Origin of the sequence: Pedobacter sp. SG908 (assembly GCF_011759615.1) — a bacterium.
GTDB classification, from domain to species: Bacteria; Bacteroidota; Bacteroidia; order Sphingobacteriales; family Sphingobacteriaceae; genus Pedobacter; species Pedobacter riviphilus.
Window position 1 is genome coordinate 1,368,515 of record NZ_JAAOYY010000001.1, and the last position, 21,730, is coordinate 1,390,244.

General features: G+C 40.5%; 17 protein-coding genes and 1 tRNA gene. 5 read left to right on the forward strand and 13 right to left on the reverse strand.

What is annotated here, in order from left to right; all coding sequences use genetic code 11:
- Nucleotide 1 precedes the first annotated feature (1 nt).
- The 4 genes from FHT21_RS05740 (at nt 2) to fbp (ending at nt 4,439) form a co-directional block, all read left to right on the forward strand.
- A complete protein-coding gene (locus FHT21_RS05740; RefSeq protein ID WP_167293779.1) occupies nt 2–703 on the forward strand; it encodes a methyltransferase in 702 nt (233 codons plus the stop codon).
- 86 nt (nt 704–789) lie between these two features.
- Nucleotides 790–2,601, forward strand: coding sequence for a serine hydrolase (locus tag FHT21_RS05745; protein ID WP_167293780.1), 1,812 nt, complete (start codon nt 790–792; stop codon nt 2,599–2,601).
- A gap of 247 nt (nt 2,602–2,848) precedes the next feature.
- Nucleotides 2,849–3,340 carry a metallophosphoesterase family protein gene (locus FHT21_RS05750; RefSeq protein WP_167293781.1) on the forward strand — a complete coding sequence of 164 codons (492 nt, stop codon included), beginning with the start codon at nt 2,849–2,851 and terminating at the stop codon, nt 3,338–3,340.
- 19 nt (nt 3,341–3,359) lie between these two features.
- Entirely contained in the window at nt 3,360–4,439 is a 1,080-nt protein-coding gene (gene fbp, locus FHT21_RS05755) for a class 1 fructose-bisphosphatase (protein WP_167293782.1), read from the forward strand.
- Here fbp and rnhA read toward each other — a convergent pair.
- Nucleotides 4,436–4,903, reverse strand: coding sequence for a ribonuclease HI (gene rnhA, locus FHT21_RS05760; protein ID WP_167293783.1), 468 nt, complete (start codon nt 4,901–4,903; stop codon nt 4,436–4,438). The two genes, fbp and rnhA, sit on opposite strands and share 4 nt — an antisense overlap.
- Before the next feature lie 174 nt (nt 4,904–5,077).
- On the opposite strand from rnhA, the gene FHT21_RS05765 reads away from it, so the two are divergent.
- Nucleotides 5,078–5,151 (forward strand) — tRNA-His (locus FHT21_RS05765).
- Nucleotides 5,152–5,888: 737 nt separating this feature from the next.
- Here FHT21_RS05765 and FHT21_RS05770 read toward each other — a convergent pair.
- The 12 genes from FHT21_RS05770 to FHT21_RS05825 all read right to left on the reverse strand — a co-directional run bounded on the left by FHT21_RS05770 (nt 5,889) and on the right by FHT21_RS05825 (nt 21,397).
- A complete protein-coding gene (locus FHT21_RS05770) occupies nt 5,889–6,302 on the reverse strand; it encodes a DUF6691 family protein (RefSeq protein WP_167293784.1) in 414 nt (137 codons plus the stop codon).
- Between the two features lie 11 nt (nt 6,303–6,313).
- Complete coding sequence (locus FHT21_RS05775) at nt 6,314–6,871, reverse strand: YeeE/YedE thiosulfate transporter family protein (RefSeq protein WP_167293785.1); 558 nt, start codon at nt 6,869–6,871, stop codon at nt 6,314–6,316.
- A gap of 132 nt (nt 6,872–7,003) precedes the next feature.
- Complete coding sequence (locus tag FHT21_RS05780; protein ID WP_167293786.1) at nt 7,004–7,633, reverse strand: class I SAM-dependent methyltransferase; 630 nt, start codon at nt 7,631–7,633, stop codon at nt 7,004–7,006.
- 7 nt (nt 7,634–7,640) lie between these two features.
- Entirely contained in the window at nt 7,641–9,059 is a 1,419-nt protein-coding gene (locus tag FHT21_RS05785) for an MBL fold metallo-hydrolase (RefSeq protein ID WP_167293787.1), read from the reverse strand.
- A 75-nt stretch (nt 9,060–9,134) separates the two neighbouring features.
- Nucleotides 9,135–9,929: a sulfite exporter TauE/SafE family protein gene (locus FHT21_RS05790; RefSeq protein ID WP_167293788.1), complete on the reverse strand. Its 795-nt coding sequence runs from the start codon at nt 9,927–9,929 to the stop codon at nt 9,135–9,137.
- Between the two features lie 133 nt (nt 9,930–10,062).
- Nucleotides 10,063–10,695, reverse strand: a complete 633-nt coding sequence (locus FHT21_RS05795) for a Crp/Fnr family transcriptional regulator (protein WP_208398871.1) — start codon at nt 10,693–10,695, stop codon at nt 10,063–10,065.
- 779 nt (nt 10,696–11,474) lie between these two features.
- Entirely contained in the window at nt 11,475–12,983 is a 1,509-nt protein-coding gene (locus FHT21_RS05800) for a RagB/SusD family nutrient uptake outer membrane protein (protein ID WP_167293789.1), read from the reverse strand.
- Between the two features lie 17 nt (nt 12,984–13,000).
- A complete protein-coding gene (locus FHT21_RS05805; RefSeq protein ID WP_243853872.1) occupies nt 13,001–16,045 on the reverse strand; it encodes a SusC/RagA family TonB-linked outer membrane protein in 3,045 nt (1,014 codons plus the stop codon).
- 128 nt (nt 16,046–16,173) lie between these two features.
- Nucleotides 16,174–17,109 (reverse strand): PfkB family carbohydrate kinase, encoded by a 936-nt coding sequence (locus tag FHT21_RS05810; RefSeq protein ID WP_167293790.1) that lies wholly within the window; start codon nt 17,107–17,109, stop codon nt 16,174–16,176.
- A gap of 1 nt (nt 17,110) precedes the next feature.
- Nucleotides 17,111–18,295 carry a glycoside hydrolase 100 family protein gene (locus FHT21_RS05815; protein ID WP_167293791.1) on the reverse strand — a complete coding sequence of 395 codons (1,185 nt, stop codon included), beginning with the start codon at nt 18,293–18,295 and terminating at the stop codon, nt 17,111–17,113.
- 3 nt (nt 18,296–18,298) lie between these two features.
- Complete coding sequence (locus FHT21_RS05820; RefSeq protein WP_167293792.1) at nt 18,299–19,642, reverse strand: MFS transporter; 1,344 nt, start codon at nt 19,640–19,642, stop codon at nt 18,299–18,301.
- A 15-nt stretch (nt 19,643–19,657) separates the two neighbouring features.
- Nucleotides 19,658–21,397 carry an alpha-glucosidase gene (locus FHT21_RS05825; protein WP_317169940.1) on the reverse strand — a complete coding sequence of 580 codons (1,740 nt, stop codon included), beginning with the start codon at nt 21,395–21,397 and terminating at the stop codon, nt 19,658–19,660.
- Nucleotides 21,398–21,730 lie beyond the last annotated feature (333 nt).

Genomic DNA, 21,730 nt, shown 5'->3' on the forward strand with positions numbered 1-21,730 from the left:
GATGAGTATTTTCAAGTTCAAACAGTTTGAAGTTGACCAAAGAGGCTGCGCCATGAGGATTAACACCGATGGCGTATTGCTTGGTGCAACAGTTAAGCATGCTTCGCCTACAGCTATATTGGATATTGGAACAGGTACCGGTGTGATTGCCCTGATGTTGGCACAGCGTTTTCCTGAAGCAAACATACATGCTGTAGAAATCGACCAGCAAGCTGCAGAAACTGCTGAAAAAAACTTTCAATTTTCAGCTTTCAGTGAGCGGTTAACCATTAAGCACACATCAATTGAACAATATGAGTATGCTCAGCAATTCGATTTGATTGTTTCTAACCCACCTTTTTTTGTGAACGATTTAAAAAGTGAGGAACTTAGAAAAGGAATAGCCCGGCATGCAAATGAAGACTTTTTTGGCATGCTCATTAAAAAATCGAGTGGGTTATTGGCAGATGAAGGTATGATTTGGTTGATCCTTCCAGTAAAACAAGCCGATGAGGTTATTGGTATTGCTGCACATTATAATTTATCGCTCGCAGAGCGGATCCATATCCATTCTGATCAAAGCAAACCAACCTTTAGACAGATGATCTGTTTGAAAAAAGGTGAAGCGGTTTTGAAGGAAAATCATTTTTATATTTATGAATCTTTAAAACAGCATACACAGGAATATAAGCTTTTGCTCAGAGATTTTTTCATGGCTTACTAAGAAAATAGTTGAATTTAATCATTTTCTGATGTAATCCTCATGATCATTTGTAATTTAGGTGTATAAATTATCTCACCTAAATTAAAATGAAACGTAGCCTAAATCTGTTCTTATTGTGCTTAATGGCACTATCTGCTCTTGCTCAATCGAAAAAACAAAAAACAGTAGATCCTTTAAAAGGGATTGATACATTATTAAACAGGATATTGAAAGATCAGCAGGTGGCTGGTTTTGCGGTAGCTGTGGTAAAGGGTGATCAGGTAATCTACAGTAAGGGTTTCGGTTATCGTGATGTGGAAAATAAAAAACCGGTAACCCCAAATACGCTTTTTGCCATTGGTTCGAGTACAAAAGCCTTTACGTCAGGTCTTGTTGGTTTGTTGCAAAAAGAGGGAAAGCTTTCTTATGATGGTATTGCAACCTCTTATTTGCCTCAGTTAAAGTTTTATAATGATAATATGAACAACCAGATTACTGTGCGTGATATGATGTGCCACCGCACAGGTTTATCGCGTTATGATCTGTCGTGGTTTATATTTAATACTTCCAACCGCGATAGTATTATACAAAGGGTGCGATATATGGAACCGACTGCTGCTGTGCGCGAAAAATGGCAGTATAATAATTTTATGTTTTTGGCGCAGGGCATGATTGTTGAAAAACTGACCGGAAAAACATGGGAGCAGAATATTAAAGAAAAGTTTTTTGATCCTTTAGAGATGAACCATTCCAATACCAATATTTTTGAGTTTGAAAAAGATAGCGAAGCTTCGTTGCCCTACACGATAAACAATAAAGGCGCTATCGAAAAGATTGATTATTTCAATATTGACGGAATGGGGCCTGCCGGAAGTATAAACAGCAGTGTAAACGATATGACGCACTGGCTAAAAGTGTGGATCAGCGGCGGATCTTATAAGGGGAAAGAGATTCTGCCTACTTCTTATGTAAGAGAGGCTGCAAGTTCTCAAATGGTAATGGGGAGTGCTTTACCCGAAAAGGATAAGGATATTTACCTGTCTACCTATGGTTTTGGCTGGATGATCAGTTCGTACCGTGGGCACTATATGGTAGAGCATGGCGGTAATATCAATGGTTTTTCGGCAAGTGTATCCTTTTTTCCGACCGACAATTTGGGTATTGTGGTGTTAACCAATCAAAATACCTCAAGTGTTCCGGAAATCGTATACAGTAGTATTGCAGACAGGATGTTAGGGCTGAAAAATATCGATTGGAACGGTAGGACCAACAAAGAAAAAGCTGCGGCGAAAGAAAGGGAGAAGGCTGTGAAAAAAACGGTTGAAAATGCAAAAGTTTTAAATACCAAACCTTCACATCCCTTAAAAGATTATGATGGTTTGTTTGATAATCCTGCTTATGGTGTAATTAATGTAACGTTCAAAAATGATTCACTTATTGCCCTGATGGGTAAAGAGAAACTTTTGCTTAGGCACTATCATTACGATGTGTTTAGCATTAGTGGTATAGATAAAAACGGTAAAATTGATACAGCAGAAAGTGATCTGCGTTTTAACTTTATTAGCGGGCAGGATGGCAAGATAGAGGGGATTAGTATTCCGCTCGAACGGGGAATGAAACCTACTGTGTTTGCGTACAGGGCAAGGGCAGTTGAATTAAGCGCAACAAGTTTAGCTGGTTACATTGGCAACTATGGGGAGAATGGAATGAGTAAAGTTTATTTAAAAGGTAAAGTTTTATTTGTTTCGGTGCCTGGCCAGCCAGAGTATGAAACCATTTCTGTAGGAAACGATACTTTTAACTTTAAAAATCTGAAAGGATTTAGCCTAAAGTTTGAAAAGAAAGAAGGAACAGAAAAGGTTATATCTGTTTCATTTATCCAACCTAATGGAACATTTAAACAAGTAAGAAAAGATTAAATAAAATAGCCTGATTTGATAAGTAACCGCGCTCAAATGTTTATGTGTTTTTTTAGCTGGCGTAAAAGTAATTAGCTAAATTTTTATTGTTACGGATGGTAATATCCTATAACTTATGAATGATGATTTCTTTGGTTTTGTTTATTACTTATGTTGAAAAAAAGCTTTTTTCTGATTTTTTTATGCTTGCTAAAAATATTTTTGAGGTTAGTAAATGTGTAAAGATGGAGGGTATTAACTTTACAAAATGAAAAAAATAGGATTAATTTCTGATACCCATGGTTTTTTGGATGAAGCGGTTTTTAAACACTTCGATGGCGTGGATGAGATTTGGCATGCTGGCGATTTTGGACCCGATGTTGCCGAACCTTTGGCAGCATTTAAACCTTTGCGCGGGGTATTCGGAAATATAGATGATGCAGCGATCAGATCTGAATTCCCCGAACAAAATCGATTTAGCTGCGAAAGGGTTGATGTTTGGATGACGCATATAGGTGGATATCCAGGAAGATATTCATCTTATGTGAAGCCAGAAATATACACTAACCCTCCGAAATTATTTATTACCGGGCACTCGCATATTTTGAAAGTGATGTATGACGATAAAATAAAATGTTTGCATATAAACCCTGGTGCAGCGGGAAAACATGGCTGGCACAAGGTGAGAACCCTGGTTAGATTTTGCATTACTAATGAAAATATTCATACCTTAGAGGTCATAGAATTATCAGGTAGATAATGTAAAATATACACTAAGTATGGTTTGTGGCGTAAAAACACTAGGACAATTTATTATAGAAAAACAAGCAGATTTCCCTTATGCTAAAGGAGAACTTTCGAGGTTATTGAGGGACATTGGTATTGCTGCAAAAATTGTAAACCGGGAAATTAATAAAGCTGGCCTGGTTGATATTTTAGGTGATATGGGAACCACCAATATTCAGGGTGAAGAACAAAAGAAGTTAGATGTTTATGCCGATGAACAGTTTATTGCAGCTTTAACCAGTGGTGGCGAATGCTGCATTGTGGCAACTGAAGAGGAAGACGAAATTATCCATATCGAATCGCCGGTATCTCAAAATGCAAAATACATTGTCTGCATCGATCCTTTAGACGGTTCATCCAATACCGATGTGAATGTTGCGGTAGGAACTATTTTTTCTATTTATAGGCGAAAATCAGTAGAAGGCCGGGCCAGCTTGGCTGATGTGCTGCAAAAAGGCACAGAACAGGTTGCGGCTGGCTATATCATTTATGGTTCATCTACTATGCTTGTTTACACTACAGGCAAGGGAGTGAACGGTTTTACGCTCGATCCATCAATCGGTGAGTTCTGTCTTTCGCACCCGCAGATGAAAATTCCTGAAACGGGTTATATGTACTCTGTAAACGAAGGGAATTATGTGCATTTTCCGGATGGGGTAAAAAAATACATTAAATATTGCCAGGTAGAGGATGAGGCTACCAAACGCCCATATACCTCGCGTTACATTGGCTCAATGGTGGGCGATATTCACCGCAATTTAATTAAAGGTGGTATTTATATTTATCCAACAACTGCGCGCTCACCAAATGGAAAACTACGTTTGTTATATGAATGTAACCCAATGGCCTTTATTATAGAGCAGGCAGGGGGGAAGGCCAGTACGGGGTTCGATCGTATACTGGATATTCAGCCAACCGAATTGCACCAAAGGGTGCCGGTATTTATCGGGTCGAAAAATATGGTAGAAAAAGCTGAAGAAATGATGCTTTTATATACGGCCAAATCAATTTCGCTCGAAGCTAAAGCAGAAAATACGCTGCAGGATTTGGGTGTAGTTGGTGGAGTTGATTAAACTCCTTTAGCTCTTTCTACTTCAAATACGGTATCTATAGCAAGATTCTGTTTGTCTTGCGAGGCAAAAACCGCTAAACGGTCGCAACGCTCATTCTCCGGATGGTCGTTGTGGCCTTTAATCCAAACGAATTTCACTTTGTGAAGTTTGTACAGTTCAAGGAATCTCAGCCAAAGGTCTTTGTTTTTTTTATCTTTAAAATTTTTGGTTACCCAGCCGAAAACCCATTTCTTCTCTACTGCATCTACTACATATTTCGAATCGGAATAAACGGTTACCTGTTGGTTTAAGCTTTTTAATGCTTCTAATCCTTTTATTACAGCCAATAGTTCCATACGGTTATTAGTGGTCATTCTAAAGCCACCGCTTAATTCCTTGTAATGTTGTCCTGCCCTTAAAATTGTACCCCAACCGCCTGGTCCGGGGTTTCCGCTAGCTGCTCCGTCTGTATAAATTTCGATCATAAACGCTGTAAAGTTATGTTTTTAGGTTTAAAATTGCTTGTTTTATCTACATCTCGAATTTTGTTTCAATTTCAAATAATTGAATGTTAAGGAATTAAAAATTTGTTGTAAAAACTTTGAAAAAAATATTTGCAGGAAATATTAAAAGTCGTACTTTTGTGACATCAAAAAACGGTGGCTGTAGCTCAGTTGGTTAGAGTATTGGTTTGTGGTGCCGAGGGTCGTGGGTTCGAGCCCCATCAGCCACCCAAAATCCCTTTAAGATTATCTTAAGGGGATTTTTTATTTTTAAGGGTTTTTCAAATCGTTGTTTCTACTTTTCTTGATTTTTTTAATAAGCTGTTTCCATTCGAGGCGATTAAAGTCCTTTGCGGAATAATCCTCCCGGAAAATAGCGGTTACATGTAAATTGTTGATTTCACAATCTTGTAGAAGTTGCTCTTCTTGTTCGATAAGAGAGTATCTTTGGCGAAAGGAACTTAAATAGGGATCATTCCGGTAATTAAATTTTTGGCCAGTTTAGCCTGTAACAGGGAGGCACTTTAAGGTTCCCCTTTTGGTGAAACATAGTGTATTGCCCTGCTTAGAGCCCCTCTCATACTCCACACAGTATGTATACCTGTTATCATGATGAGTGCCCATGAAGATATTCACACGATGAAGACAATGTGTGCGCTATTGATCAAGTATTATTAAAGTATATATTTTATAAAATTAACTGTAGGTTAATGTAAAGGTAACAGCTAAATTAAAACTTAATCATCATTCATCAATGATTAGTAAGATTTTTTATAGTTTGGCCCAAATGGATGTCTGGGCCATTCTTTTTCTAATTGTTTGCGTTGTTCTTAAGTAGATTAACAGGTAATGAGGATATTCTGGAATTGCTCTTTGCTTTTTCTTATTTGAAGCGTTCAGCAGTATTATGTCTGAAACCTTGATGGCCTCGCCAACATCAGGCATTTTTGTGGTCAATCTTTTTATATTAATGGGGCAGCTTGCTTTTTACCAATCCGTACAAATACGTTCCCAGGAGCGCACCCGGGATGACCAGCGCCATACCGGCATATCCACTTCCAAGGTTAACAAACATGGGGCCCGGACAGGCGCGGGTGAGTGCCCAGCCCAGGCCGAAAATAGTTCCCCCGATCAGGTATTTGCGGTACGCTTTATCCTTATCGTGAAAGAGGATGAGGTTTCCGCCAATATCCCTGACCCTGAATTTTTTAATCAGGTATACCGCGGTTATACCCAATAAAACTGCAGTACCAATAATTCCATACATGTGGAAAGACTGGAAACGGAACATTTCCTGTATCCTGTACCAGGAAACTGCTTCAGATTTAGTCATAATGATGCCGAAAAGTGTACCGGCAAGAATAAATTTGATGAATTTCATTTTTTATGGATTTAGAAGATGATTGGCATAATCAGGAAGGTCATGACAAGGCCTCCTATAAAAAAACCGATTACGGCAACTAATGATGGTACCTGTAAATTTGAAAGCCCTGATATGGCGTGGCCTGAGGTACAGCCACCTGCATAGCGGGAGCCAAAGCCTACTAGTAGCCCTCCCGAAAGCAGAACGGCCAGCGTCTTAAAATCTTTCATTGCCTCAAGCGAGAACAGGCCGGATGGGTTCAGGCCGCCATCAAAGCTGACGCCGAGTTGTTGGAGGTCTGCTATCGTGGCTGCAGAAAGCTGCAGTGGAGTCGGCTCGCTCAGGTAATTGGTAGCGATGAAGCCGCCCAGGACAGAGCCGACAAGGAACATCAGGTTCCAGATCTGGTCTTTCCAGTTGAAATCGAAGAATTTTACTTTCTTTCCCGCTCCGATCATGCTGCACATGGTGCGCAGGTTGGACGAAAAGCCAAAAGACTTGCCAAAAAAAAGTAAGAGAAGCATGATGAGTACGATCATTGTACCCGAAAAATACCAGGGCCAGGGTTGTTTAATGAAATCAATCATAATGTCTTAAATGAAATGTTAATAAGGGTGTTTCTGTTCTTGTTAAATTGGTTTTTGAAGTTGTAGCTGTTGAGGTCATACGGACCTTTTGAAAAGAAACAGCTCAGCATCTGAGATAATTTATTCATTTTTTTATTCTGATCTAATTGATTTTTTTTTTGTAAAACTACAGAACAGAAAATCCTGTCTGCTGTGCATTGGGGTAAGGTGTTCATGCTGTCTGGATTCTATTTTGGTAAATCCGTTTTTGAATACCTCCTGCAGCCCCTTCTCATCATATCTGGATACAGGTAGGCCGCTGCACTTTTCAGGGCCGACGGGCGAAAAGGTAGCCATGATCAGGTAGTCATCGGTAAACTGCTCTGCCATGGCTACATAGCGTTCAATTTCCGCTGGCAAATCAAGGAAGTGAAAAGTGGCACGGTCATGCCAGATTGCATAAGTTCGCTGCGGCTCAAATTCCATAATGTCTGCAACTATCCAATCAATTTGACCAGCCAAATCTCCAAGCCTTTGCTTTGCTTTTTGCAAAGCCCGGGCAGATATATCAACTACTGTAATATCGGTGTAGCCTTCCTGAAGCAGAAAATCTACAAGCAGGCTGTCTCCTCCTCCGATATCGATTATCGGAGTTGATTTGTCCAGATTGAAGCCCTTTATCATTTCCATTGAAACTGTCGGATAGCTTTGCGTCCAGCTGACCTGATCAGGACTTTTTTCAGTATAGACCTTTTCCCAATGCAATTTTTTTGTATTGTCCATCTTCGGATTATTTTAAGGTACTCGGGCATACAAAGGCTGTAATGGGAATATTTCCATTTTCTTTGATTGCTTTAAAACCGCCAGCTACATCTATCAGTTTGTTGTATCCGCGCGAACGCATAATGGAGTTGAATATTACAGAACGATAACCACCGGCACAGTGAACGAAGTAGGTTTTGTTCTTATCAATGTTGTTAAAATGCTCGTTAATATAATCCAGTGGAAGATTAATGGCTTCTTCTACATGTTCGCTCAGAAACTCATTTGCTTTTCTAACATCCAGGATGGTTATCTGTGCTGTTCCCATCATTTCGGCCATTTTTTCTGCAGAAACGGACTTTATCTCGTCGGTTTCTTTACCTGCGTTTTTCCAGCTGGCAAAACCGCCTTCGAGAAAACCTACTGCGCCATCAAATCCTACTCTGGATAATCTGGTGAGCACTTCTTCATTTCTGCCCTCATCAGTTATGAGTAAAATAGGCTGTTTGATATCCGGGATCAATGTTCCTACCCATGGCGCAAAGTTTCCATCTATACCGATATTGATCGAATTTGGGATAAAGCCCTTTACAAAAACCTGAGGATCTCTGGTATCGAGAATTACTGCCCTGGTTTCATTTGCGAGGTGCTCAAAAGCATCTGGATTTAGGGCATGCATACCTCTTTCCATCACCTTGTCCAAACTATCATAGCCATGAATGTTCATCATGACGTTTTTCGGGAAATAAGCAGGAGGAGGGAGCAGGCCATCGGTTACCTCTTTGATAAATTCATCTTTGGACATATCTGCACGTAAAGCATAATTGTTCTTTTTTTGATTTCCTAAAAGATCTGTGGTTTCCTTACTCATGTTCTTTCCGCATGCGCTCCCCGCTCCATGTGCAGGATAAACAATAATATCATCGTTTAAAGGCATGATTTTATCGCGCAAAGAATCGAACAGATATCCTGCAAGCATTTCACTCGTTAATTCGCTGGCGAGTTTCTGTGCCAAATCGGGCCTTCCCACATCACCTATAAAAAGCGTATCGCCAGAGAATAGTGCAATTTCTTTTCCCTCCTCATCGCTGAGCAAGAAACATGTGCTTTCCATGGTGTGCCCTGGGGTGTGCAGTACTTTGATCTTTGCCCCGCCAAGCTGTAAAACTTCTCCATCTTTTGCAGCGTAAAAATCAAAATCAGGCTTTGCATTTGGCCCGTAGACAATCTTTGCACCACTTTCTTTGGCAAGGTCAAGATGCCCGGATACAAAATCAGCATGGAAATGTGTTTCGAGCACATATCTGATTTTTGCACCGCTTTTTTCGGCACGTTTTAAGTATGGACTTACCTCGCGGAGCGGATCTATGATTGCAGCCTCTCCGTTGCTTTCGATGTAATAGGCACCCTGTGCCAAACATCCCGTATAAATCTGTTCGATAGTCATTTTTGTAAGATTAATATTTTAAAATTAGTGCTTTATGTTTACCCCTTTTGTGACTTTTGTCACAGTGCTTGGTTTTTATTTGAGAACGACTTCTTTTAGTATGATGTAGCAGCCCATCACCAGTACAAACCATCCAAAACCTTTTTTGAGCCTTTCCCCATCGATTCTCTTGCTGATCATTCCCCCAACAACGATACCGGCTATGGCTATCGCGGTGATCTTTGCCAGAAAAATCCAGTCGATAGAGAAATGCCCAAGGTCTCCGGTAAATCCGATAAGCGAATTGAGGGCAATAATAAAAAGGGAAGTCCCAACGGCCTCTTTCATAGGTAGTCCTACCAGTATAACGAGGGTTGGGATGAGTAGAAAACCGCCCCCTGCACCTAAAAAACCTGTTGCAAGTCCGATGGAAATGCCATAAAGTAATAGTTTTCCAACATTTAGCTTTGGTCTTTTTCTCTCATAATTTTCTTCCTTGGTACCTCTGATCATCGCCACTGCGGCTGCTACCATAAGGACAGCAAAGAGGACCATCATGAGCATGTTCTCACTAAGATCAAAGTTTCCAATCCTTAATATGGTTTTAGGGATAAATGGGATAACAAGTTTTCGGGTGAGAAAAACGGTAGAGATGGATGCACTTCCAAATAATAGCGCCGTTTTGATGTTTACCAGGCCTCTTTTAAAATTGCCGACCGTTCCGGCAAGGCTGGTAGACCCAACAATAAAAAGTGAGTAGGAGGTTGCCAGTAGCGGGTTAACACCGAAAAGGTAAACCAATACTGGCATCGTTAATATAGATCCACCACCGCCGATCAGACCAAGGGAGATGCCGATCAGGGCAGCGGCAACATTGGCAAGGATTTCCATTTTTTGTTGTTTTTTTTGACAAAATTCGGATTCTCATGCGTTGATGTCGGTGACTTTTGTCACACGGTATATTAAAAAAAAAAACATACAGCGGATTGCTGTTATGCGGGTTGAAGCAGTGAATAAAGGTTTTTTAAGACAGATATTCAATATAATTCCGGTGCATTTTGATTGCCCCGGCCTGCTCCATTTTTTTGAGCAGCCTGGAGATAACCTCCCTTGAGGTATTTAGATCAGAGGCAATCTGGCTATGGGTAAGTTGCAGCGCTTTTGTATTCAGATCGACGGATTGTTTTTTTAGGTAAAAGGCAAGCCGTTCATCCATTGCCTTAAAGGCAATGTTGTCGATGACAAAAAGGAGTTCCTCAAAGCGCATGCGGTAGGTTTCGATAACGAAGTAATACCAGGTCCGGTAGTCGCGCATCAATGTATCCATCAGGGAAATGGGGATCATGAGTACCTTGGTCTCTTCGATCGCTTTGGCCATCACCTGGCTCGTTTCCTGTTTAGTTGCGCAGATCATCGAAAGCGCACAGGCATTTCCCGGCTGAAGATAGTACATGAAAAATTCCTGTCCGTCTTCTCCCTCCCTGTAGAGTTTCACCATGCCCTCTACAATAAGCACTGTGGAGCGCATGTTCTGCCCGGTCTGCATCAGCATGTCTCCCGCCTGAAAATCCCTGAGCATGGCATTCTCAATAAGGATTGCCCTTAACGCAGGCTCAAATTGTGGAAAAAGCCTTTCGATGTATTCCGCGATGATCATATCTTTTATTTTAACTGTTGGGTTTTAAATATAGTTATACTAATGTCTCGCACCAAAATTTTTAAAGCACTGACCGAGGTGCATTTCTTTTCTTCTCCTGAAATGGACGCTTCGCAAAACAGCTTTATTAAAGATGTGGAAAGATCTTCGTATATAATTTAAAGTCGCTGAGAATCAAATATACTTACATATTGATCGAGTACATTATTTCAACAGTTTGTTTCAGGTGGATCACAAAGAATAATGTTTGTTTAAGGTCATATGACAATTTTTAGATACTGTTAACATTTTGCAGTATCGACTAAAACTGACTCGTCCCGGATTTACTTATTAGTCATCCAAAATATTAATCATCCACTTTTTAAGTAATACTTTTCTAGATTTTCTTTTAGCTCTAATTTTCTTCTTTTTGTCGATAACTTTTGGGATTAACGCTTCTTTTTCTTTTCTCAATTTTATTAATCTTCCGAGTTAATCATACTCTGTCATCTTAGTGTCTAGTTCTGCGATTCGCTTTAAATCAGCAATAAATTTATTGCTTATCTGAACTTTTGCCGACCCGTAAAAGGGCAAAGATTTTTTTGAAAGTTTTTGCCTCTTTTTCCGTCTTTAACTATTTGTTTTTCAGGCAGAGATACTGGGTGGTTTCGTTGGCTAAAAGTGTTCGATATCAGTCTCCATCGTATTCCATTTTTTCAGGAAAAAGGCAGTTAACTAGGTATCGCAGATTACAAAGCGGATAAGCCTGAAATCGATCAGGCTTATCCGCAAAAAAAAAATTAATAGCCCGGGTTTTGAATCAGGTTCGGATTTCCGAGTTGGTTATCAGGAATGGGAAATACCAGATATTTTGCCTCACTTACCGGTTTTTCCTGCCAGGCGGTCAGGAATTTCCCGAAACGGATCAAATCCTGCCTTCTAAAACTTTCCCAGTAAAGTTCCCTTCCTCTTTCATCAAGCAGGTTGTCTAAAGTAAGGCTGGTAAATGCAGAGGCTCCCCTGGTGGTTCTGATCAGGTTAACGATGGTGAGTGCCTGAGCTGTTTGCGAGGTGCGAAGCATAGCTTCCGCTTTCATTAACAATACATCGGCATAGCGATAATAAACCCAATCATTATCAGGTTTCTTAGAGCCTGTATTGGCATAATCGATTGGATATTTGATTACCCTTATCCCCGCAACTTCCAGGTGGTTCGGATCACGTTCGATGATACTCACCTCAGGAGTGAAAGCTAATGGATTGCCTTTCCTATCTTTCAGCGCTACCCCGTTCTGATCTACCTGCTGGCCGACTAAAAAACCTACCCTGATGCCTGATACATTGGTTTGCCCGGCATAAGTGCCACCTCTTCTGGTATCGCTTGCTTCGAATTTATTGTAGAAGTTGGATAGGGTAGAAAAACCGTTATAGCCGTTCGGATTTTGGTTGTAATGGAGGGTACATTTCCACATACCGTCTAAATCACTTCCTGTTATATTAGCAAGGTTTTGAGAAGTAAAAATGTTTTCTTTGGAAATTATATTATTTGTAGGGGCGAAATTATCGAAATAATTGGGAGTAAGTGTATATCCCCCAGTTGCAATTTCATTTGCCAGCGAAATTACCTTAGCCATATCCGCTGGATCGAAAGTTGGTGTTGCGCGGTTTAAAAATGCCCCTTTATTGAGGTAAATCTTCATTAGCAGTGTTCGGGCTGCATTTTTATTCGCTTGGCTTGCTGGCCCATCTGGTAATAGGGGAATGATGGCAGTTAGCTCATTAATTAAATAAGCAATTTCATCGGCTGCATTTCTAACTCTTGAAGGTTTGGTTACGCCTTCTCCTGGATCACGATAAGGTACCTGACCCCATCCATCTAAAACCGAAAATTCGGAGAAGGATCTGATGAAACGGGCAACTGCGGCCTGAGCAGGAGTGGGATTAAAAGCTAGTACATCCGTACTTACATAACTTATGCTATTTAAATCTCTGAACACGTCCGAAATTCTTGCGTCGTCTGCTGCCCATTTATGCAAATGAAGGGCACGCCAAGCACCGTTATCATCCCAATCGCCGGCACGCGTGGGTACAATTACTTCATCAGAAGTTACTTCCTGTAGCGCAGACCAGTTCCAGGGAGCCTGATAAGGTCCTCTCATTGCGGTATAACTTGCCGTGATTAATCCAGGTACATCATTCGAACCCAATGAACCTGAACTCACTTGACCATTCAAGTTTTCGTCTAATTTAGTACAGCCCGATAGTGCAAGTGTTGCGGCTACGAAGCTGATTATATATTTATTTTTCATGTGATTATAATTGAAAATTAAAGTGAAAAATTGACACCGAAATTGAATGTCCTGGCAGTAGGGTAGGCTGTATAATCTATGCCTGCTGATGGTACACCATTGATGCTTTTGTTTACATTTACTTCCGGATCAAAACCTGTATAATTGGTGATTACAAAAAGATTCTGACCGTTTAAATAAATATTGAGTGATTTAATTGATTTACCAATGTTGCCAATGTTGTAATTGATGGTGGCATTGGCTAATTTTACATAATCTCCCTTTTCAATATATCGTGATGAAGCAGCAATAGGGTTTGCTAATGATTCCTGTATGTCTGAATTTATGAGTGCTGATGATATATTTCTATTGCCCAGATTTGAAATGGCTAAAACCGAATTTGCCGTGTTGTTGTAAATACTCTGACCAAATGAACCATTTAGGTTGGCGGTGAATGAGAATTTTTTATACCTCAGGTTAGTGCTTATACCCATAATTGCTTTAGGATTTGGGTTTCCAAGGTAATATTTGGTGAAACCATCATCTGTATAATTCGAAAATCCACTTGGTAATAAACCATTATACTGTCTGGTTACCATAGCAAATAAGGGTAGCCCACTCTGTACAACCTCTACATTTACTCCACTTAATCCCTGTCCGTTTAATGAACCTGTTCTAATTAAGCCGGTAAGGTTTTTTACCTCGTTTTTAATAAAAGTTACATTACCGCCTAAGGACCAGGAAAATTTATCATTGTCTATGATGTTAGCATTTAGGCTAATTTCTAATCCTTTATTCTGAATTTCTCCATCTAAATTATACCAGGTAATTACACCATTTGGAGCAGCTGGTGATAATGCATTTTGTGGAAATAAAAGATCCGTGGTTACTTTATTAAAGAAATCTATTGATCCTGTTAATTTATTATTTAAGAAGCCAAAATCAGCGCCTATATTGGTTTGTTTGTCTTCCTGCCATTTTAAATCTGGATTGGCATTATTTATGCCGACTGAACCATCAATACCTTTATTTACGAAACGCCGTTGAGAAGACCCAGATGGGAAATCCTGATTACCGGTTTTTCCATAGCCCAGTCTTAATTTTAATTGATTGAGCCATTGCGCATCACTTAAAAAACTTTCTTTTTTAATGTCCCATGCAGCAGCGAATGATGGGAAATATCCATATTTATTGTTGGTTCCAAATTTCGTTGAACCATCAGCTCTGAAGGTGGCTGTTAAAATATATTTACTATCGTAATTAAAAATGGCCCTTGCGAAGTAAGATTGTAATTCCGTTGTTGGATCATTACTGGTTACAAAAGTACGGTTAGCTGGTAAGGTGGCTTCAAATGCATCGGTATAATCTGAAGCAATGTCCCCAAAACCTGTAGCTGTATTAATTGCACTTTTGCGAATGAAATTAGAATACTCGTAACCTAAAACGGCATTTAAATTCAGCTTGCTCACAATTTCTTTATTGAAGTTTAAGGTATTGGTAAATTGTTGTGTAACCAGTTCGGTGTTGGCATAACTGGCAAAACCACCTTTAAACGTTCCATCTGGTTGAATACCCTGAAGGTTTAAGGTGCTTCTGGTAGAAGCCCTTCTGATACCTGTACTATAATTAACGCTGGCCAGCATTCTGTACTCCAACCATGGTGTAATTTTGTAGTAAGGCGATATACTTCCCAAAATGGTAGAAACCTTTGCTTTATCGCTGTTTGCAGCCAAAGCTGCTAATGGATTGATGGTGGTAGAACCGTAATCGATAAATAAACTGCCATCAGGATTATAAAAAGACTGGGTTGGGTTCCAAGATAGTGCCTGACTGATTAAACTGCCTGTAAAACCAGCATCGGTGGTAATTGGTGCAATATTTTCTAAATATTGGTTACTGATCATATTTACGTCTAAACCCAGTTTTTTGCTCTCTAAAAATTTGAAGTTGCCATTAAAGCCTGCGCTGTATTTTTTAAAGTCAGATGCTTTAATAATTCCCTGTTGATTTTGGTAAGCTAGTGAGGCCCTGAAAGTATTGCCGTTTGAGCCTCCACTAATTCCAACAGAATAGTTTTGGTTGTAAGCCGTACGCAATACTTCGTCCAATGCATTAACACTAGAGCCAAAATCGCCAGCGGTGAGGTTGTATTTTTTCAATGCTGCCCGGTATTCATCCCCGCTTAAAACATCTACCTTTCTGGCGATACTGCCAACGCCGGCGGATGCGCTGATATCAATTTTCGTTTCTCCCGATTTTCCTCTTTTAGTGGTAATCAGCACCACACCGTAAGCTGCGCGTGAACCATAAATGGCAGTTGCCGATGCATCTTTAAGGATTTCCATTGATTCGATATCGGCCGGGTTGATAAAGTTTAAAGGGTTGCCATCGGGTGTGGTACCGGTACCCGCACTGGCAGTTAAACCGCCAACGCCGGCATTGGTTGATGGCCTGGCCGATCTTCCGTCCAAAGCAACACCATCTACCACATACAGCGGCTGTCCGGTACCGGTTATAGCAGAGTTTCCTCTGATACGGACAGTTGATGCACCACCTGGCTGGCCACTATTGTTGATCATCTGTACACCGGCAACTTTACCCTGAATCAGCTGATCAGGTGCATTTAGCGGCCCTTTATTAAAATCTTTTACCGAGACAGTTGTGGCAGCCCCGGTCAAATCATTTTTCCTTACTGAGGCATAACCCACAACTACAACTGCCTCCAGGTTATTTAAGGACGCCATGGTGATATTGATCACGGTTTGGTTATTAATGCTTACTGTTTGGGTTTCCATCCCTACAAAGCTGAAAACAAGCTGTGAAGAGCCCGCTGGGACAGTGATGGAATATTTTCCCTCAGTATCTGTCTGCGCCTTTGCAGTGCCTGGTTTTACCTGTATGGTTACACCGGCCATAGGTAATTTATCACTGTCGAGGACGGTGCCTCTGATTACACTTTGTGCAAAAGCCGATGCGCTGAGCAGCAGCATGCAGCAACTTATCACAATAAGTTGCTGCAAAAAATACAATTTGGGTTTGTTGGATAGAACGGCCCAATTGCTTTTTGGTAAAGTAGTGTTCATAGTTGATTTATGATTTTGGTTAGAAAAATTAACTGATCTTATTAAGGCGGTCAGTTAAACTTAAGGTGATTTGTTTTTTCTGCTCTTGTTCATGATGTTTAGTTTTAGTTAGTTAATATTGTGTTTGCCTAGATTTTAGCAATGTGCTCGGTTTTGTAAAGTGTTCCAGCGCTTTCTATTTTTTTTCTGGCAATTGAAAGCGCATGATCTATGCACTTTTCAATGGGTTTTTCCTGGATGAAATGAGATAAAAAACCTGCCCAAAATGCATCTCCTGCTCCTGTAACATTTACTACCGATGGTACGGTGAGCGCCGGTTTGTGGGTCCACGGGCCATTTTTCGTCTTATACCAAACGCCATCTTTTCCACAGGTAAGGCAGATTACCAGAGCATTTAATCCATTAAGTGCGTTGATTGATTCTTGTACAGTTAAATTCCTGCCCAAAAATCTTTCCATATCATCCATACTGATCTTTAACAGTGGTTTAAAACCGCATATCTGATCAAACACTTCCCTTCCGTTATCGTCATTCCATATAGCGGGCGAATAGTTCCAATCTATTGAGACATACTTACCAGAACGGTACGCCTTTGCAAAGGCTTCCAGTATATGGCTTTTAGCGGGTTCCTTGCTCAGTGCAAAGGCCGTTGTATGGAGTAGTGCTGAGGATTCGATCAGTTGATCATCAATCCGGCCAATATGCATGTCGGCATGGCGATAAGCAATAAAATCAGGCGTTCCGGTGCTTTTTCCAACCAGTACAATACTGGTCTGGTGTTTGGGTATGCGTTGTAAATATTTAGGAGATAGCCCCGCCATTTCCATTTCATTGATGAGGTAATCACCCAATCCATCTTCACCCACGCAGCTAACCAGCTCGGTATGGTTTCCGAGCCATTTTAGGTTAGCACTTAAATTGGCCGGGCTCCCACCTTGGTTGATTATAAAATTGGAAGCGAAAGCCAGCGATTCGATGTTGTTTTCTGAAATAAGGTCTGCAAGCAGCTCCCCAATCACCAGGATCGTTTTTGCAGGCGTATTGTTTATGAGGGCATCTTTCATGTTAGTCGGCAAATAAGGTTTTAAATAATTCACTTGTTGCTGCCTGTTCGGCAATAATTGCCCCTGCAGCACTCCAGGTGCAGTTGGGTACCCCACAAGGTTTTTGGCTTACCCCATGCAAGCATTCGTTAAATAAGCTGTCTTTAGCATTAGCAGCATGGATATTCAATGTGATTGCTTTAGCAAATTCAGTTTCACCATGTTTTGCCAATGCTGCTGCCAACCAGCCATTCCAAACGGGCCATAAGCCCCCGTTATGAAAATAATCAGGGTGATTTCTAAAGCTGTAGGCATAGTTGTTTTTAAGCTCGTTCATATCTGCATCCGTATCCTTAATAGCCGGATAAAATGATGGTAGAAGCAGGTTTTTTTTCTGGTAAAGCGCTTTAAAATAATGGAGTACATATTCGTTTTGCTTGGCGTTCCCCAAATTCAGTAACAGGGCGAAAACGTTCGCCTGTAAATCGAAATAGGTATAAATTCTGGATGGGTTAAAACCCATTAACCAAAAATGGTCTGGACCATCTTTCATCTGGTGATTTAAATTTACCGTGTAACTGGCCTGTTGATCGTTATGTTTCCAATAATTCTGTCTGATGGTTTTAATAATATGTACGCTTTTATCGGCCCATTTTTTGTTTCCGCTGATGGACGAAGCCAGTTTCAGTGCCCATACCCTTAAAAGCTGGTCAAAGAGAATATAACCGTGTTGGATATACTCATCTGCCCAGTCTCCACTTTGTGGCACATACATTAAATGTTTACCGTTAAATTCCCAGGCCTCCATTACCTGAAAACATTTATCGATTTCATTTTGATATTGCTCATAAAGTGCTTTTTCACCAGTACAGATGGTATAGGCACAAATACCGATTACTGCCCATGCTGGGTTATCCGCACGGCCTGTTGTACCACCAAAACTCACCGATCCGTTAGCAGGGGAGACATTGGATGGTATAAAACCGTTGGTGTGCTGATTGCTGAAGAGCGTTTTAATAGTTAATTCCGCTGTTTCAATTAATTTTTTCTCGCCCGTAAGCATTGCTGCAACGGCCGTAATTACACCATCCCTGGTCCACACGCGTTTGTAGTTATCATGTTCTTGCACGGCAGCAACAAAGCCAAAAGGTGTTGACGCCTGGTGCAAAAGGTTTATGGCTCTATGGTATGCAATTTGATCAACCATTATTTAAAGTTTACTTTCTGTTTTTTTTATCGATAAAACCATTACGCCGCCAATGGCAATAAGCGCCCCGGCAAATAAAATGGCATTTCCAGGGTTGTATTGCAGCAGGTAACGGTAGATGTATTTGAAACTAATGGTTTCCAGCAGCATCGGTAAAACAATAAACATGTTCAGTATCCCCATAAAAATGCCCGTTTTTTCTTTTGGGATACTTCCGGCCAACATGGCATAGGGTGTGCCCATCATACTTGCCCAAGCAATCCCCAGGCCTATGATCGGTATAAATAATAGCCCCGGATTACTGACCGTAGGCAAGGCCATTAAGGAGAGGCCTCCCAGGACAAGGCTTAAAAAGTGGACTTTCCGTGAAGTAATTTTTCTGGCAAAAAAGGCCAATGGGAAAGCCACCAGGAAAGTAACCACATTATAACCTCCATTTACCGTTCCGGTGAGCAGTTGGGCAGACGCAAATCCATCTGATGCCGGATCTGTGGTCTTATAAATTGTTTTAGCCAGGCAGAGCGTAATAAATTGCCAGTAAACAAACATGCCGTACCAATTGAAGAGATAAACTATACCAAGTTTCCGCATGGTGATGGGCATCACTTTAAATGCAGCAATAATATCTTTGAAAATACTGGCCACCCCGTTTGGAAGTTGTTTGATTCTTTGAATTTCTGCATCAGGGAGCGGTGCTTCCTTAGTTGTTAAACAGCTAAACATAATCGAGCCGATTGAAACAATGCCGCCGATAAAAAAAGCAGCATAAGTAGTATAGGGAATATGGTTTGAACTTCTATCGTTTATGCCCAAAATGCCAAGGGTTATTAAAATGCCCGGGGTAAGGTTGGCCAGGGTTATGCCCAATCCGGTAAAGAAACTTTGAGTTAAAAAACCAAGCGCATGCTGCTCTGGTGGAAGTTTGTCGCTCACAAATGCGCGATAAGGTTCCATGGTGATGTTATTGCCGGCATCTAAAATCCATAAAATACTGGCCGCCATCCATACCGAACTGCTGTAAGGCATGGCAAACAGACAGATACTGCAGATTATTGCACCGATAAGGAAATATGGTCTTCTGCGGCCAAACCTGCTGGTGGTTTTATCACTCATGGCGCCGATTATCGGTTGAACAAGCAGACCGGTCATCGGTCCGGCTAAATTTAATAGCGGAATCTGGTCAGCATTGGCACCGAGGTAAGAATAGATCGGCGTCATATTGGTCTGCTGTAGGCCAAAACTGTACTGGATCCCAAAAAAACCGAAATTCATGGCGATAATGGCACCAAAATTTAGTTTGATTCCTGATGAAATACTTTTTGCCTTTTTTTCTGTAGCTACAATCATGGGTTTTTCTAAATGTTAATTGATTTTATACACTACAGATTGCCACGGTAACAGATCGATTTTGTGACCCTTTATTTCGGCGGTTTTATAGTTGCTGAGTACCAATTTGGATAAACTCGTATTGATGCCCTTATCAATCGGATAATTCACATTATGGTTGGAGAAATTTAAAACAACCAATATCTTTTCGTTCCCTTGGCTCCGGAGATAACAGTAAACCTGCGGATGATCGATATCATAGACCTTATACGATCCATAAATGAGGGCAGGAGAGGATTTACGGAGCGCAACTACCTTTTTGAAATACGCCAGCACACTGTTCGGGTCTCTTTCTTCGCGCTGTGCATTAACTTCTTTATAGTTTGGATTCACCTTAATCCACGGTTGTCCTGTGGTAAAGCCTGCATTTTCACTGGCATCCCACTGAAAAGGAGTGCGTGTATTATCCCTTGAAATAAACTTTTCTTTATTCATAAATGCTTTCAGGTCTTCTCCTTTGGCAAGCACATTCTTATAGGCATTTAAAGTTGCAATATCTCTGTAGTCTTCAATTTTATCGAACCTGATATTCGACATGCCCAATTCATCACCATTAAAATAAAAAGGGGTACCGCGCATGGTCATAATCAAAGTGCTCAATAGTTTAGAAGAAGTTTCCCTAAACGCCGGGCTATCATTTCCGTATTTACTTACCATTCTTGGCACATCATGGTTTGCAAGAAAAATGGCAAGCCAGCCTTTATCGGCAAAAGAACTGTCCCATTTAGTGAAAACTTTCTTTAGGTCAGGTAAGCTGTAGCCTTTGGGATCGTTCCCGATATCCATTACTTCAAAATGGTATGCCATATTCAACTCTTTTCTGTCTTCATCTACAAGTGAGTGTGCATCTGCCAGGGTACTTCCTGCGCCTTCAGCAACGGTCATTACGTTATATTTGCCAGTTACTGAATCGTTCATCTCACGAAGATAGCTGTGAAGGTTAGGGCCCATACCATAGTATTTGATGATGTCTTTTTCATAACCATCAGGGTATTTTTTCCATAGGGTATCCTTCGAAACATATTGAAATGCATCCATACGAAGACCGTCAATTCCCTTGTCCAGCCAGAACTTCATCATGTCGTAAATTTCATTTCTGAGTTTGTGGTTCTCCCAGTTTAAATCTGGCTGCTTTTCAGAAAAATAATGAAGATAATAGGAGTCCGTTATCTGATCATATTTCCAGGCATTGCTGTTTACATCAAAGAAACTGTATCTGGGGGTTGGTTTGCCTTTTTCTGCAGGCCACCAATGGTAGTAATCCCGATAAGGGCTGGTTCTTGAAGATCTTGACTGTTTAAACCAATCATGCTCGTCGCTGCTATGGTTAAGCACCATATCCAGCACCAGTTTAATATTTCTCTGGTGTAAGCCCTTTAAAAGTCTGTCGAAATCGTCCATTGTGCCGAACTCTTTCATGATGTTTCGGTAATCACTGATGTCGTACCCATTGTCATCATTGGGAGAAGAGAAAATAGGATTTAACCATACCACATCTATTCCCAAGCTCTTAATGTAGTCTAGCTTAGAAATAATTCCGTTCAAGTCACCGATTCCATCGCCGTTGCTATCCTTAAAACTCCTTGGATAAATCTGATAAACTATAGCCTCTTTCCACCATGTACGGTTTTTGATTGCTGTAAATGGCGATTCTTTCCTTTGGTTTGGTACACCAGCTTTTGGTATTTGCCCAAAAAGAGTTATTGAAACTGCCACAAATGAAAAAATTAAAAAGGATTTTATATATCTCATAACTTATTTCTTGAATACAGTTTTTGTTAAATTACTAAAAATGTAGTACATGTAAGTATGTATTGTATTTATTAATTTAACTTGTCTGTAACTTTTGCTTTGTCTATTTTAAAGCATAATAAATAGTATTGTTACTTGGTTAGTAAATCGGGTTGATTCAGCTTAATTGCTGCTGTATAAACATTTCCACGATCTTATAACGAAGGTAGTGCAGATCAATAGTTTTAAACCTGGATTTAGGGGTAAGTCGACTGCAAACGTTTGCGGAAACATTTGCGGAAATGTTTGTTGTTGAAA

What these genes read in the sequence shown, in the direction of transcription:
- FHT21_RS05790 (WP_167293788.1), bottom strand. Translation starts at nt 9,929, where the DNA reads ATGGAAATCCTTGCCAATGTTGCCGCTGCCCTGATCGGCATCTCCCTT.
- FHT21_RS05795 (WP_208398871.1), bottom strand. Translation starts at nt 10,695, where the DNA reads ATGATCATCGCGGAATACATCGAAAGGCTTTTTCCACAATTTGAGCCT.
- FHT21_RS05740 (WP_167293779.1), top strand. Translation starts at nt 2, where the DNA reads ATGAGTATTTTCAAGTTCAAACAGTTTGAAGTTGACCAAAGAGGCTGC.
- FHT21_RS05820 (WP_167293792.1), bottom strand. Translation starts at nt 19,642, where the DNA reads ATGATTGTAGCTACAGAAAAAAAGGCAAAAAGTATTTCATCAGGAATC.
- FHT21_RS05800 (WP_167293789.1), bottom strand. Translation starts at nt 12,983, where the DNA reads ATGAAAAATAAATATATAATCAGCTTCGTAGCCGCAACACTTGCACTA.
- FHT21_RS05815 (WP_167293791.1), bottom strand. Translation starts at nt 18,295, where the DNA reads ATGGTTGATCAAATTGCATACCATAGAGCCATAAACCTTTTGCACCAG.
- FHT21_RS05745 (WP_167293780.1), top strand. Translation starts at nt 790, where the DNA reads ATGAAACGTAGCCTAAATCTGTTCTTATTGTGCTTAATGGCACTATCT.
- fbp (WP_167293782.1), top strand. Translation starts at nt 3,360, where the DNA reads ATGGTTTGTGGCGTAAAAACACTAGGACAATTTATTATAGAAAAACAA.
- FHT21_RS05810 (WP_167293790.1), bottom strand. Translation starts at nt 17,109, where the DNA reads ATGAAAGATGCCCTCATAAACAATACGCCTGCAAAAACGATCCTGGTG.
- FHT21_RS05785 (WP_167293787.1), bottom strand. Translation starts at nt 9,059, where the DNA reads ATGACTATCGAACAGATTTATACGGGATGTTTGGCACAGGGTGCCTAT.
- FHT21_RS05805 (WP_243853872.1), bottom strand. Translation starts at nt 16,045, where the DNA reads ATGAACACTACTTTACCAAAAAGCAATTGGGCCGTTCTATCCAACAAA.
- FHT21_RS05780 (WP_167293786.1), bottom strand. Translation starts at nt 7,633, where the DNA reads ATGGACAATACAAAAAAATTGCATTGGGAAAAGGTCTATACTGAAAAA.
- FHT21_RS05750 (WP_167293781.1), top strand. Translation starts at nt 2,849, where the DNA reads ATGAAAAAAATAGGATTAATTTCTGATACCCATGGTTTTTTGGATGAA.
- rnhA (WP_167293783.1), bottom strand. Translation starts at nt 4,903, where the DNA reads ATGATCGAAATTTATACAGACGGAGCAGCTAGCGGAAACCCCGGACCA.
- FHT21_RS05775 (WP_167293785.1), bottom strand. Translation starts at nt 6,871, where the DNA reads ATGATTGATTTCATTAAACAACCCTGGCCCTGGTATTTTTCGGGTACA.
- FHT21_RS05770 (WP_167293784.1), bottom strand. Translation starts at nt 6,302, where the DNA reads ATGAAATTCATCAAATTTATTCTTGCCGGTACACTTTTCGGCATCATT.